This window comes from Bacillus sp. EKM202B (assembly GCF_011066025.1).
Lineage (GTDB): Bacteria > Bacillota > Bacilli > Bacillales > Bacillaceae_G > Bacillus_A > Bacillus_A toyonensis.
In genome coordinates this window covers 178,783-192,983 of record NZ_JAAMNK010000002.1, presented here as the reverse complement: position 1 = coordinate 192,983, position 14,201 = coordinate 178,783, and the positions used below count along the sequence as shown (strand labels likewise).

At 35.3% G+C, this 14,201-nt stretch carries 13 protein-coding genes and 2 pseudogenes; 13 read left to right on the top strand and 2 right to left on the bottom strand.

Features of this window, described 5'->3' with window-relative positions:
• Window positions 1-13 precede the first annotated feature (13 nt).
• A complete protein-coding gene (locus tag G9F74_RS04265) occupies window positions 14-1,363 on the top strand; it encodes a TrkH family potassium uptake protein (protein WP_001204701.1) in 1,350 nt (449 codons plus the stop codon).
• A 39-nt stretch (window positions 1,364-1,402) separates the two neighbouring features.
• Here G9F74_RS04265 and G9F74_RS04260 read toward each other — a convergent pair whose 3' ends face one another.
• On the bottom strand, window positions 1,403-1,786 hold the full coding sequence (locus G9F74_RS04260; RefSeq protein WP_000404293.1) for a DUF3905 domain-containing protein: 384 nt from the start codon (window positions 1,784-1,786) through the stop codon (window positions 1,403-1,405).
• A gap of 100 nt (window positions 1,787-1,886) precedes the next feature.
• Between G9F74_RS04260 and G9F74_RS04255 the strand changes: the two genes are divergently transcribed.
• From G9F74_RS04255 to cbpA, 11 genes and pseudogenes are all read left to right on the top strand, one after another.
• Entirely contained in the window at window positions 1,887-2,039 is a 153-nt protein-coding gene (locus tag G9F74_RS04255) for a hypothetical protein (protein ID WP_000240799.1), read from the top strand.
• 228 nt (window positions 2,040-2,267) lie between these two features.
• The gene (locus tag G9F74_RS04250) at window positions 2,268-3,344 is read left to right on the top strand and encodes a putative 2-aminoethylphosphonate ABC transporter substrate-binding protein (RefSeq protein ID WP_000750904.1); all 1,077 of its coding nucleotides are present in this window, start codon (window positions 2,268-2,270) and stop codon (window positions 3,342-3,344) included.
• Between the two features lie 19 nt (window positions 3,345-3,363).
• Window positions 3,364-4,364 (top strand): annotated as a pseudogene (locus tag G9F74_RS04245) (putative 2-aminoethylphosphonate ABC transporter ATP-binding protein).
• A complete protein-coding gene (locus tag G9F74_RS04240) occupies window positions 4,365-6,122 on the top strand; it encodes a putative 2-aminoethylphosphonate ABC transporter permease subunit (RefSeq protein ID WP_000425539.1) in 1,758 nt (585 codons plus the stop codon).
• 152 nt (window positions 6,123-6,274) lie between these two features.
• Window positions 6,275-7,069: a phosphonoacetaldehyde hydrolase gene (gene phnX / locus G9F74_RS04235; RefSeq protein WP_000687390.1), complete on the top strand. Its 795-nt coding sequence runs from the start codon at window positions 6,275-6,277 to the stop codon at window positions 7,067-7,069.
• 15 nt (window positions 7,070-7,084) lie between these two features.
• Entirely contained in the window at window positions 7,085-8,179 is a 1,095-nt protein-coding gene (gene phnW, locus G9F74_RS04230) for a 2-aminoethylphosphonate--pyruvate transaminase (protein ID WP_001014015.1), read from the top strand.
• A complete protein-coding gene (locus G9F74_RS04225; RefSeq protein ID WP_000862167.1) occupies window positions 8,176-9,360 on the top strand; it encodes a saccharopine dehydrogenase family protein in 1,185 nt (394 codons plus the stop codon). The genes phnW and G9F74_RS04225 overlap by 4 nt, the downstream gene beginning before the upstream one ends.
• Before the next feature lie 40 nt (window positions 9,361-9,400).
• On the top strand, window positions 9,401-10,183 hold the full coding sequence (locus tag G9F74_RS04220; RefSeq protein ID WP_000117656.1) for a DeoR/GlpR family DNA-binding transcription regulator: 783 nt from the start codon (window positions 9,401-9,403) through the stop codon (window positions 10,181-10,183).
• Between the two features lie 357 nt (window positions 10,184-10,540).
• Window positions 10,541-10,867 (top strand): annotated as a pseudogene (locus G9F74_RS29965) (NEAT domain-containing leucine-rich repeat protein); the annotation flags it as partial.
• Window positions 10,868-11,098: 231 nt separating this feature from the next.
• A complete protein-coding gene (locus tag G9F74_RS04210) occupies window positions 11,099-11,728 on the top strand; it encodes a class II aldolase/adducin family protein (RefSeq protein ID WP_016108055.1) in 630 nt (209 codons plus the stop codon).
• A gap of 126 nt (window positions 11,729-11,854) precedes the next feature.
• On the top strand, window positions 11,855-12,478 hold the full coding sequence (gene cbpA / locus G9F74_RS04205; protein ID WP_016108056.1) for a cyclic di-AMP binding protein CbpA: 624 nt from the start codon (window positions 11,855-11,857) through the stop codon (window positions 12,476-12,478).
• A 163-nt stretch (window positions 12,479-12,641) separates the two neighbouring features.
• Here the strand turns inward: cbpA and G9F74_RS04200 are convergent, their stop codons facing one another.
• A complete protein-coding gene (locus G9F74_RS04200; protein WP_016108057.1) occupies window positions 12,642-13,412 on the bottom strand; it encodes a divergent polysaccharide deacetylase family protein in 771 nt (256 codons plus the stop codon).
• A gap of 483 nt (window positions 13,413-13,895) precedes the next feature.
• Between G9F74_RS04200 and G9F74_RS04195 the strand changes: the two genes are divergently transcribed.
• Complete coding sequence (locus tag G9F74_RS04195) at window positions 13,896-14,177, top strand: aspartyl-phosphate phosphatase Spo0E family protein (protein WP_000495542.1); 282 nt, start codon at window positions 13,896-13,898, stop codon at window positions 14,175-14,177.
• Window positions 14,178-14,201: the final 24 nt, after the last annotated feature.

Here is a 14,201-nt window from a genome sequence, read left to right as displayed (position 1 = left end):
GCGAAGTGATGGAATGAGAGATATAAAAAAGTTTTTACAAAAATTACGCCCCGTACAACTTATTGTTTTGTTTTATTTATTAGCAGTAGTCGTATCGGTAATATTACTTAGTTTACCATTTGTTACGAAGGATGGTGTGAAATGGACATTTATCGATGCCCTATTTACATCTGTTAGTGCGGTAAGTGTTACAGGACTTTCAGTTGTTACGATTTCAGATACGTTTACAACAGCAGGAATTATTGTATTAGCTCTAATTTTACAATTAGGCGGATTAGGCATCATGGCACTTGGCACATTCGTTTGGATTATAACGGGTAAAAAGATTGGTTTGCAGCGAAGAAGATTAATTATGGCAGACCATAATCAAGGAAATTTATCGGGTCTTGTAGAATTAATGCGTTCTATTTTAATTGTAATTATTTCGATAGAAATCATTGGAGCAATCCTGTTAGGTACAAGATTTTTACTGTACTTTCCGACTTGGCAAGAAGCTTATTTTCACGGTTTCTTTGCCGCTGTTAGTGCAACGACGAACGGTGGATTCGATTTAACAGGACAATCGCTAATCCCGTACAAAAAAGATTATATCGTTCAAATGATTCATATGTTACTCATTATTTTAGGGGCGATTGGCTTCCCTGTGTTAATGGAAGTGAAGCAATTTCTTAGTAAGAAGAGAGAACAACTTTTTCGTTTTTCGTTATTTACAAAATTGACGACAACAACATTTTTTGCACTTGTTGTTGTTGGAACCATCATGATTTTTTTACTAGAACGAAATCATTTTTTAGTAGGAAAGTCATGGCATGAAACGGTTTTCTATACGTTATTCCAATCTGTGACGACGCGAAGCGGTGGACTCGCTACAATGGATATACGTGAATTGTCACAACCAACGCTTTTATTTATGAGTATATTAATGTTTATTGGAGCATCTCCAAGTTCGGTTGGGGGCGGGATACGTACGACAACATTTGCGGTTAGTATATTATCGTTATATACATTTGCAAGGGGCGGTAGAACGGTTCGAGTCTTTAAACGACAGCTACATGAAGAGGATGTATTAAAAGCATCTGTCGTTATGACGATGGGGATATTATTATGTGCCACGGCACTATTTATTTTATCCATTACGGAAAATGTACCGCTTATGAGCTTGATCGTTGAAGTTTGTTCTGCTTTCGGGACGACAGGTTTATCGACAGGTATTACGCCAGATTTAACAACTGTGGGTAAACTTGTACTTATTGTACTTATGTTTATCGGACGCGTCGGTATTTTAACATTTATATTAGCTAGTGGTGGAAGAGAACAACCACCTCGCTATAAATATCCGAAAGAAAGAATTATTATTGGATAGTATGAAACCATTCTACCTGCGTTAGGTAGAATGGTTTTTTTAATCGTTAATTCCGAATTGGGGATGCATAAAAGCGTCGTTTTTATTATCAACTTCTTTTTTAAGTAATTCTTGATTTTCTTCTGCAATCCACCCGATATCATTTGTAGGATGGATCCATTCATCCCCAGCCATAATGGCAGGGTCTACCTCATCACTCCAATTGTTTAAGGGGCTGTTCTCGGAATTGTATTTACTGTCTCCAATTACAACATCATATTGATTTACAAAAGGTTGTTGCATCTTTTTTCCTGTTCCTTTAAAAGAAGGGAAGTTCATTTGATGAGGGAGCGTCTCGTCTAAAATTGGCGATTGGATTGTTTCTTTCTCTTTCAAAGTAATCGCTCCTTTTTGTAAAGGTTTGTTCGTATGTAGTATTTCCATCTATAAGCTCTTATGTACTTGTTAACACTTGCCAGTAATAGTTATTTCAGATTGCTCCAAACTAGAGTAGAAAGTAATTTCTTGAGAGCAGGTGAACGTATTGGTAAAAAGAAAAGTGAAACAAAATGCAGCAATTAACAATAATAAAACTCCGAAAGAAAGCTTACCAGATGCAGAATTTGCATTAGAGTATGAAGGAGAAAACAGTGCAAAGTATGCAAATCGAAATTCAAAAAAAGGTAAACAAAAATGAGGCGTTTTTTACAAACGCCTCGTTTTTTTGTGGGATTATAAAGGTTTTTTTAATTATTTGTAAATTTAATATTTTCTATTAGCAGAAAAATGTGAAAAAACATAGAAGTAGCAACGTATTACACAAAAACAAACAACAAACAAAAGATTAATGTTGGTTTAATACTGCTTTTACACTAATTGTTTATATTTGAGTTGTACATAAGATTTGTAAAAGGAGAGAGAGACAGTGAAAAAAACAATCTTTAAAGCTGTAGCAACTGGAATGGTATTTTCGTTATTAATGGGGTGTGGTGCAAAGAAAGAAGAAAGTGCTGGAGCAAAAGTGAAAGATGATAAATTATCTGGATCGTTAACTGTTTATACAGCGATTGAAGAAGAGCTTGTACCGATTTATCTTGATTCTTTCAAAAAGAAATACCCGGATGTGAAGTTGAACATTGTTCGTGATTCAACAGGAGTTATTACAGCGAAATTGCTAGCTGAAGGAAAAAATACACAAGCAGATGTTGTGTGGGGAACTGCGGCGTCTAGTCTATTAGCTTTAGAGAAAAAAGATATGTTAAAAGAATACTCTCCAAAAGGAGCGGATCGTGTCCTTCCGCAATTTAAAGATGATAAGAAACCTGAAAAATGGGTAGGTAATACTGCGTTTATGACGGGGATTGCTGTAAATAAAGAAGAATTAAAGAAGAAAAATTTACCGATGCCAGAATCATATGAAGATTTAACGAAACCAGAATATAAAGGAACACTTGTTATGCCACATCCAGCTTCTTCTGGAACAGGATTTTTAACAGTTTCTGCATGGTTGCAAATTATGGGTGAAGATAAGGGCTGGGATTACATGAAAAAACTTCATGATAATATGGCATCTTATACGCATTCCGGTTCAAAACCAGCGAAATTAGCAGGTGCAGGTGAATATCCAGTTGGTGTGTCAATGGTTTATAGCGCTTTAAAAGAGAAACAAAAAGGTGCACCAGTTGAAGTTGTACTGCCGAAAGAAGGACTAGGCTGGGAAGTAGAAGCGAATGCACTTATTAAGAAAGATAATGCGAAAAATGATAAATTAGCACAAGCGTTTTTAGACTGGGCAATTACAGATGATGTAATGAAGTTATACTTCGAGAAAAATGGATTTGCGACAATTAAAAATAACTATAAACTTCCAGATGGATTCCCGAAAGATGTGACAGAAAAGTTATACAAAAAGAATGACTTTAAATGGGCAGCAGAAAATCGCGACAAAATTTTAGAGCGTTGGGAAAAAGAGTTTGGTCAAAAAGCAGAACCGAAAAAGTAAGTGAGTGGGAGAGAGAAAAATGAGCGAATATTTATCAATTCAACACATTCAAAAACAGTTTGATACATTTACAGCGTTAAAAGATATTTCTTTTACAGTGAAAAAAATGAGTTTGTTTGTTTATTAGGCCCGAGTGGTTGTGGGAAAACGACGTTGCTTCGCATTTTAGCAGGGTTAGAAGAAGCGACAACAGGTAGTATAGCTGTGAATGGAAAAGATATTACAGCATTGCCGCCTGGTAAGCGGAACTTCGGAATGGTTTTTCAATCGTATGCATTATTTCCGAATTTAACGGCGCTTGAAAACATTGAATACGGCTTAAAGACAAAAAAATATGAAAAAGCAGAAGTAAAAGAGAAAGCGCTATTGGCGTTAGAACTTGTTGACTTACTGAATGTAAAAGATAAATATCCTGCTCAAATATCTGGTGGACAACAGCAGCGAGTAGCACTTGCACGTGCGCTCGCTCTGTCTCCCGATATTTTGTTACTAGATGAGCCGTTATCTGCTTTAGATGCAAAAGTGCGTGAAAAGTTGCGTAGAGAAATGCGTGATTTGCAAGAAAAAGTCGGAGTAACAACTATTATGGTAACGCATGATCAAGAAGAGGCATTAACGATGGCTGATAAAATTGTTGTAATGAATCATGCGGAAATTATGCAGATTGGAACACCAGAGGAGATTTACCAAAGACCAGCCAATCCGTTTGTGGCAGATTTTATTGGTTCTATTAATTTCTTTTCGAAAAATAATGAAGAACACGCAATTCGTCCTGAACATGTAACAGTTGTGCACAATAATGGTATGAAAACTGTTGTAGAAAGCATGGAATTCCGGGGGGCTGTATACCGGACGGAAGTGCGGGTCATAGAAGAGAAAACACACCTTTATAACGAGAAAATCGTAGTGGATATATTGGCATCAGAAGTAGAAGCAACTTCTATTAGGAAAGGAAAGCAAATTCAAATCTCTTTCTCAGAAAATCATATGTTGTCATATGGAAAGAAGGTCATTGTATAGATGGAGATGTTAGAAAATTATCAGGTAGAAAATACGAAAAAAAAGATTAAGAGACGTATCGGTAAAGAAGAGTGGATACAGAGACTAGTAATTATCGGTATGCTTCTTTCATTTCTTATCATACTTGTATTGCCTTTATTACAATTGTTTACACAAGCCTTTTACGATAAAGATGGAGCTTTCGTTGGTGTTGCGAATTTCAGTAAATATTTCACAACATCAACTTTAGTTCAATCATTACAAAATACGATATGGATTTCGGGCGCGACAACAATTATTTCCGTTACACTCGCTTTCATTTACGCATATGCGATCGCTCGTACGAATGTTTTTGGAAAGCGCATATTTCAGTACGTAGCATTATTACCATTATTCGCGCCAACGATGATGCACGGTATAGCACTTACATATTTATTTGGTAATCAAGGGCTAGTAACGAAAGGAATGTTTGGTTTATTTGAAGGTATACAAATCCCTTTATATGGACCGGTAGGAATTGTAATGGCTGAAGTTATGTATACATTTCCGCAAGCATTCCTTATTTTATTAATTGCTTTTCAAGGATCTGACTACCGTTTATATGAAGCTTCTAATATGTTAGGAGCGAGTAAAACAAAGCAGTTTCTTACTGTTACTTTACCTAGTGTAAAGTACGGATTAATTAGTGCAATGTTCGTTGTATTTACACTTAGTTTCACTGATTTTGGGGCGCCAAAAATTGTAGGAGGACAATATAATGTGCTTGCTACTGACGTATATAAACAAGTAATTGGACAGCAAAATATGCCAATGGGGGCAACTGTCGGAATGATTTTATTAATCCCAGCTATCTTTGCTTTTGCAGTTGATCGTATTACGCAAAGAAAACAGGCGAATTTTTTATCTTCAAAAGCAGTACCTTACAGAATAATAAATAATAAGAAAAGAGATGTTATTTCGTTCGTATATTGTAGCGTAATAACGCTTATGATTATTCTTTTATTCGTTGCAGTTGGTATTGCTGCAAGTGTAAAAGTATGGCCGTATAATATGAGTTTTACATTTGAGCATTTTAATTTTTCAAGTTTAACGGGAGATGGACTTGAAGCGTTTAAAAATAGTGTAATTGTTTCAGCGGTTACAGCGGTTATTGGGGCAATTTTAACATTTGTGTTCGCGTATGCAATTGAGAAAATAGACCAGCTACAATTTTTCCGAAAAACAGGTTACTTTTTCTCTATCGTACCTTTAGCAATACCAGGTTTAGTACTTGGGTTAGGCTACGTTTTCTTCTTTAGTCAACCAACAATACAAATATTTGGACTTTCCGTAACGAACCCGTTTCATTCTCTATACGGAACAATTGCTGTGTTAGTACTAGTTAATATCATTCATTTTTATTCTGTAACATTTGTTACGGCAACGACAGCTTTAAAGAAATTAGATCGAGAGTTTGAACTAGTTTCACAGTCGATGGGGATCCCGTTTTATAAAACATTCTTTCGAGTTACGGTACCGATGTGTCTACCAGCCATTTTAGAAATGGTAATGTACTATTTCGTAAATTCCATGGTGACTGTCTCGGCAGTTGTATTCCTATACGCAGCTGATTTTAAACTAGCTGCTGTGTCAATTGTAAATATGGATGATGCAGGAAATGTGGCACCAGCAGCTGCGATGAGTGTACTTGTTGTTGTTACTAATATTGTAGTAAGAGTTGTATATGAATGGGGAACGAAAGCACTTCGTAACCGAACGTCAAAATGGCAACAAAGATAAAGTGAAACTTTAATCAGTGGGGGCATCCCCCGCTGATTAATAGTTGAACCAATCGGACTTTTAAGGCAGCATGATTCCCGCCTAACTTCTTTACGAGGGGGAGTCTTACTGCCTGGCGAACAGCGAGATAAATAAGAAGGGTGATGGATAGAATGAAAATAGAAGCAGTTATTTTTGATTGGGCAGGTACGACAGTTGATTACGGATGTTTTGCACCACTGGAAGTATTCATGAAAATTTTTCATAAACGTGGTGTTGAAGTTACAGCAGAAGAAGCACGTAAGCCAATGGGATTATTAAAAATAGATCATGTAAGAGCACTAACAGAAATGCCTCGTATTGCGAATGAGTGGAAGCGTGTTTTCGGACAATTACCAACAGAAGCAGACATTCATGAGATGTATAAAGAATTTGAAGAAATTCTCTTTGCTATTCTGCCAAACTATGCCACGCCAATTGATGGGATAAGAGAAGTGATGGCTTCATTACGTAAAAGAGGCATTAAAATTGGCTCAACAACTGGCTATACGAGAGAAATGATGGATATTGTTGCAAAAGAAGCAAAATTACAAGGGTATAAACCTGATTTTCTTGTGACGCCAGATGATGTTCCAGCAGGTCGTCCGTACCCGTGGATGTGCTATAAAAATGCGATGGAACTTGGTGTGTATCCGATGAATCATATGATAAAAGTGGGAGACACGGTGTCAGATATGAACGAGGGCAGAAATGCTGGGATGTGGACTGTTGGCGTAATTCTCGGTAGTAGCGAGCTCGGCTTAAGCGAGTGGGAAGTTGAAACTATGGATCCGGTAGAACTTCATGAAAAGATGGAAGTAGTTCGTAATCGTTTCGTTGAAAACGGAGCTCATTTTACGATTGAAACGATGCAAGAACTCGAGAACGTAATTGAACATATCGAGAAACAAGAACTTATTATTTCATAAAAGGGGCAAAGGATCATGAATGGAAATCACTACTTATTATTAACGCCAGGACCATTGACGACAACAAAAACGGTAAAAGAAGTTATGCTATACGATTGGTGTACATGGGATGTTGAATATAACACAATGGTGCAAGATGTAAGAGCTAAACTTGTATCGTTAGCAACGAAAGAAGAAGAGAAATATACAACGGTTTTAATGCAAGGAAGCGGTACGTTTTCAGTTGAAGCAGTGATTGGTTCTGTCGTTCCTAAAAATGGAAAGCTTCTTGTTTGTACAAATGGTGCATACGGTAAGAGGATTGTGCAAATGGCAGAGATGTTACATATAAATGTGGTCGTGAGTCAAACAGAAGAGTGGGAACCTACTAATATTGCAGAAGTAGAAAAGTTATTGCAAGAAGATAAAGAGATTACTCATATTGCAGTAGTTCATTGTGAAACAACTACAGGTATTATTAATCCAATTGTAGATGTATGTAAATTAGGAAAGCGATACGAGAAGGTTACAATTGTTGATGCAATGAGTAGTTTCGGCGGGATTGAAATAGACATTGCTGATTTGCAAATTGATTTTTTAATTAGTAGTGCGAATAAATGTATTCAAGGTGTTCCTGGATTTGGTTTTGTTATCGCAAATCGTGAGGAATTACTAAAGTGTAAAGGGCAAGCACGCTCTTTATCTCTTGATTTATATGATCAATGGGAAACGATGGAAGAGCAAAATGGGAAATGGCGTTTTACTTCACCTACGCATGTTGTACACGCTTTTTATCAAGCCTTGCTTGAACTAGAAAAAGAGGGCGGAGTAAGAGCACGTTGCAATCGATATTATAACAATCAAAAATTATTGGTCAACAGAATGAAAGAAATTGGATTTAAGTCATTAGTAGATGAAAAATATCAATCTCCTATTATTACATCGTTTATTTACCCAGAGGGATTTGAATTTCAGGAGTTATATAACGAGTTAAAGAAGTATGGATTTGTAATTTATCCAGGGAAAATTTCGAAAGTAGATACGTTCCGTATTGGAAATATCGGTGATGTACATGAGGAAGATATAAATCGTTTAGTTGATAGTATCGCCAAAGGAGTTGTTATAGGTTGAAAGTATTTTGCTTAGGTGGAGCAGGTAAAATTTGTCGTGAAGCGATTTTGGATTTAGTTCAATTTTCATCTTTTGAGACGATTACAGTAGCCGATTTTAACGAAGAAGAAGGCCGTAAAGTAGTAGAATGGCTCAACGATCCTCGTGTTGATTTTGTGAAAGTCGATGTGACAAATCATGAGGATACAGTTGCAAAAATGAAAGGCTATGACATTGTAATGGATGGTACGACGATAAAGTTAAATGGATTGTCTACTCGTTGTATTGCGGAAGCTGGGTGTCACGGTGTGAATTTGAATGGATTTGGTGAAGAAAATGAATCACATGCTATATTTGTTCAAAATGAAAAAACATGTTTACCCGGATTTGGTATGACACCAGGTGTAACGCAAATGATGGCCATGCATGCAGCAAATCAGCTAGATACTGTAGAGTATGTTCGTGTAAGTCACGGTTCGTATCGTCCAATTGCTTTTTCTGCATCAATTACAGAAACAACGACATATGAATATGATCCAAATTTACCATCGCGTACAGTATATGAAGATGGTAAGTTTAAGCAAGTACCTCCTTTTGCGCGACCAAGAGAAATTGAATTGCCAGCGCCTTATGGTAAAACAATGCAGTATATCATTCCGCATTCTGAAACGATTACGTTAGCAAAGGCACTAGAAAATAAAGGTGTCAAACTGATAGAGACGAGAGGAACTTGGCCAAAGAAAAATATGCAGCTCGTACGTGCTTTATATGATTACGGCATATTGCGTAATGATCAAATTGAAATAAACGGGAAAGAAATTGGCATTATGGATTGTATTTCGCAGTATTTATTACAATCGAAAGAAGGTCAAGAGACGGAAGTATACGGTTATGCACTTCATGTAGAAGTAGTAGGTATGAAAAATAATGAGAAACAGAGACATGTATTATATCATACACATCCGTTATCTGATGGATCTATTGTAGGATGGGAAAATTTAAGAGCTTATACGAGAAACGTCGGTATTCCATTTGGAATTGCTACCGAGTTAATTGCAAATGGGAATGTAAATAAAATGGGTGTTGTTACGCCTGAAGAAGCTTTCGAAAATCCACAACTTGTTTTTGATGAACTAGAAAAGCGCGGCATTTATATTCATGAAGAGGTTTCTACTTACAAAGAAAATTATAATTTTGTATAAGCAAGGAACTTTATGAGGTAGATACAAATGGGGTGAAGCTATGTCTGTAGTAGGAGAAGAAAGAAAGCGGACTATTCTTGAAAAAGTAGAGTTTAAAGGAAAAGTAAAGGTTTCAGAATTAGCGAGAGAATTCGCTGTATCAACAGAAACAATTCGTCGATATTTAGAAGAGTTAGATCGTGAAAAAAAGTTGAAGAAAGTGTATGGTGGAGCTGTTCAACTTCCAGGTGCCGGGATAGAGGCGCCGATGTTAGAAAGAGAAATGCTACATATAGAAGAGAAGAAAAGAATTGGTTATAAAGCAGCAACATTTGTAGAAGATGGTGATGTTATTGCAATTGATGACGGAAGTACACCACTTCAGATGGTTCCATATCTTGTTCATCGAAAAAATTTAACGATTGTTACGAGTTCTTTTCCAGTAGCGACACAATTAATCTCTTCTATTAATAAAAAGATGTTTCACGGTGAAGTTTTATTTATTGGTGGAAAAGTATCCCCAAAGCATTCGCGTGTATCAGGATCTATTTCTCAGCAAGTGATTCATCAATTTCATTTTCATAAAGCGTTTGTTTCGATTGATGGGTTATTACCTAGTTTTGGCGTTTCCAGTTTTGAATTAGAAAAAGCAAAACTGTCGGAAGCGATGATGAAATTAGCTGAGAAAACATATATTTTATGCGACCATACAAAAGTAGGCGTAAAAGGGAATTATAGAATAGCAGGATTTTCTCGTATTCAACATGTTATTTGTGATAAGAAAATGCCATATAGTTTTGAAGAAGAAGTTAAGAAGCATAATATTCAATGGACAGTGTGTTAAATAAAGTGAAAGCAGTAATGAAATAAAAGGTTTGCATTCATGCAAAAAGTGGACACATTTTCTCATTTCCTTCATATAATTTACCAATATAAAAAAAGTTGGCTGAAGGAAAGAAGGGAGAATATGTCAGAACGCATATATAATAAACTTGTATTGTATGCAAATATTTTACAAAAAATTGGTTTTATTAATGAGAAAGAAAAAAGTGAAATTCTTCATACGATAGGTAAAAAATCCCTTTGAATAAAGGGATTTTTATTGTGTATCGCTAGAAACATATTTTACATGTAATATTGCAGTTATCAATATAAGGGAATTTTATTTTGAAAAAATTATATTAAGGCGCTAGTAGTAGCAACATTAGGCGACAAAGAAACAGAGAAAGCAGATGATAACTCTAATTCATGCCATACGGAAACAAAGAATCAAGTGGATAGCCAAAATATGATAACAGATAAATAATTAAGAGAATTTGTTAATAAAAAAGTATGTAATAGAAAAGATTTAAATACACCAATTACGAAAGAAGAGTTATTGCAAGTAAAGGACTTGTTTTTAAATACGAATGAGATTATTGATTATCGTGCATTGAAATATATGCCGCATTTTAAATTTTTAACAGTTGCGAATGCGAAGATAAAAGATCCGTCATTCTTTACGAACTTAAAGCAAATGAGAAAAATACGTTATTCTTTCATTAGAAGAATAACGTATTTTTTATTGTAAAATGAAGTAGGACATGGACGGCGGGATTGGTATGTGAGTAGCCTATTTTTACGAGGAGCGTTGAAATCATATTGACAAAAAAGCATTCTCATGTGATAATTCAATTAAATTTTTAGAATAATCAAAAAATATTCCTTTTACATAGAAAGGATTCGAACATTATATAAATATTACGACGGGGGTGACGAAATGTTATTTTTTCTGAAGAAATGGAATGAATTAAAAGATGTGAAATCTGAATTGGCACTTCGTGATTGGTTTTATGGTACAAAAATTAGTTTATCGTTATGTACGTCAAAAGAGCCATTAACATTTTTAGTGAATGTCGAGGGAAGAGATAAAGGATTGTTTTCAGAAGAGGATTTTATTGTTGTCAATTGCATGTGTGAGCCAGTGTTTGAAAACGAGGAAAAACCAGCGGCAGAGTCATTTATGCATGCGGATATTTATAAAAAAAGCAGTGCGGAATGTATTTTACAAGTACAGACTGTAGATAGCCATTTAATATCAGAGTTATACGGAGAAGAAAGAGAAGTAACATTCGATAAACGTAGCGTGGAACGTGTTTTTGGAAAAGAAGGTATAACAGAAATGAGAATTCCAATTGTAGAAGATGAAAAGAAATTTGCTGATTTGTTAGAAAGTAATGTTCCGAATTTTATTGAAGGTGGAGGAGTAGTTCTCGTTCATAATTACGGCATGATTGTGTGGGGGAAAACGCCAGAAGAAGCGAAAAAATGGCTAGAGGGTATAGAATATTTAATGAACTATCATGTAAAGTTGTTAATGATAAAAGGTGCGAAGAGCTCTGTTATATAAAAATGTTTGCGATGTTGTTACAATCCCATAAATAAATGAAAGCGTTTTAAAAATAATTTTACTCATAAAATATAGGTCTCCTTATTATATATAGATTACATGTTGACATGTAAGGAGGAACATATTTTGCGAGTTAAATATCATTTTCTGCCAAAACAGCAGGTGACTTATTGCAAGATAAATGATACTGGTGAAAAAGCATTACAAATTATGAATGAAACGGGATTTCGAGCAATCCCTGTATTAGCAGAAGATGAGAAGCTATTCATGGGGATTATTTATAAAGTAGATTTATTAGAAAAGAAGTGTAATAGCGGATTAGAGCATGTAAGTACAGGAGATATGTTAGAAAATTCCTCTGCATTTATTTTTGAAAAGGATTCTTTCTTCAGAGCGTTTTATGTGATTCGTCGTCTCCCATTTTTAGCGGTGCTAAATGATTATAATGAATTTGTTGGTATCTTAACACATTCCAATGTATTTGATGTTATTGAAGACTCATTCGGTATGCGGACGGGTGGTTATATATTAACAATTGCAACACAAGATTGTAAGGGAACGATTAAAGAGCTTGGGACATTGTTAAAAGCATATAATATCGGTGGGTTGTTTACGCTAGATAACGGTGATCAATATATTCGCCGTATTATCGTAAATATATCAGATGAGTTAGATGAAAAAAGATTAAAGAAATTAATCGAAAAAATAGAAAAAAAAGGATTCAGAATGAGTCATGTAGATTATATTTAAGTGAAAAGGAAAGGTACCAATCTACTATATGTAGAGTGGTACCTTTTTTTCGTGTAAGTGATGAATTGTCTCCCACTATTTTTGTGAGCACCGCCGCCCGTAAACGCCCGATTGGTGAGGGCTAATAATTAGTGGTGAATGCCCCACTAATTAAAGTTTCACTTTATTTTGAAACAGCAGGTGGAGATAATGCTAAATCAGACAAAAAAATAAAGTCTGCATGCTCGCGAATTTTGGGAATAGAGGTTTCTATAACACGTGATGTAATTTCACCTGGAGGCCCAACGTGTCCGATAGCTACCATAATTGGTTTTTCTTGAATTTTTTTGATAAGTAATTGAGCTTGTTTTGAAATATGTCCTGCTGTATAAACATCATCAAAAAATAGTTGGTTTTCAATAATAGGCACCCCTAATTCTTTTCCGATTTGTGGGACGACACTATTAGGGTTTGTTTTGCTATCTAAATAAAATAAACCGTGTTTTTTACAAGCTGTAAGTATAAGACGTACAATTCTTTCGTCAGCTGTTACTTTTGATCCCATATGATTGTTCATTCCAATTGCATGCGGTACTTCTTTAATCGCTTGTTCGAGTCGGTTGTTTATTTCTTCATCGCTTAAATTAGTTGTAAGTGCTTTTGGTCCAAGCCATTCTTTTTTACCTTTAATAGGTTCCATTGGCATATGTATAATAACTTCATGGCCTTTTTTATGGGCTGCTATTGCATCTTCTTTTGTAGAAGGAAGGAAAGGCATAACAGCAACAGTCAGTGGAATGGGAAGTGATAACATTTTATCACTTCCCTTCATATTATTTCCGAAGTCGTCAATGACAATAGCTACTTTATTTGTATGGGCATTGGCTTGAATCGGAAACAAGAAGGATGGTAAGAACATAGTAAAAATGAGCAATGCAATCGTATATTTGCGCATATAAATATTTCCTTTCTATTTTATCCCGCTATTTGCGGGCAGTAAGATTCCCACCTCAAAATTCGGCTGGAGCAAAGAAGTTAGGGGGAGATCCACTGCTCGTAAACGCACGATTGGTGAGTGCTAATAATCAGTGGGGGATGAACACCCCTCACTGATTAAAGTTTCACTTTATCAATCATCATTATGTTTTGCGTTTTTATATAAATTAAACAAAAAATGTCGAAGAAAAGTATATGTTAAATAGAGAAACCGCTATTTAATTGGTATTTGTAAAAAAAGAAGATGAAAAAAATGTCTATTATTGCGAATGTATTTACAAAGATAGAATAATTTGTAATAATTCTCAAAGTGAGGGTAAAGATTTGTAAATTACAGGGAGAAAATGTTTAATTTTCTGATTCTTCAAATTTGAATATGATTAAGCAGGTAAAAGGTCAATAGTGAAGTTGAGAGCATGGAAGAATAATAAGGGGGATATGGATGTTTACTGTAAAAAGGAAGTACACATTAGAAAAGCTTTCACGTGATATTCATATGAAGCGTGAAGAAATGATTCAACTAGGATTAACAAGCGGGTTAACTAGTAGGGAAACAATTCAAGTTAGTCAAGAATTGGACAAGCTTATTTTACAATACCAGCGCTATAAAGAAAAACAAACACCAAAATGGTTTTCCATTATAAAGGTACCTATTTTCCAAATCGGATATGAAGGAAAATCGAATAATTTTTGGCGAATGCTTGTGGCGGGTTTTATGAAATAAGTATAATTACCCTTTTGTGATAAG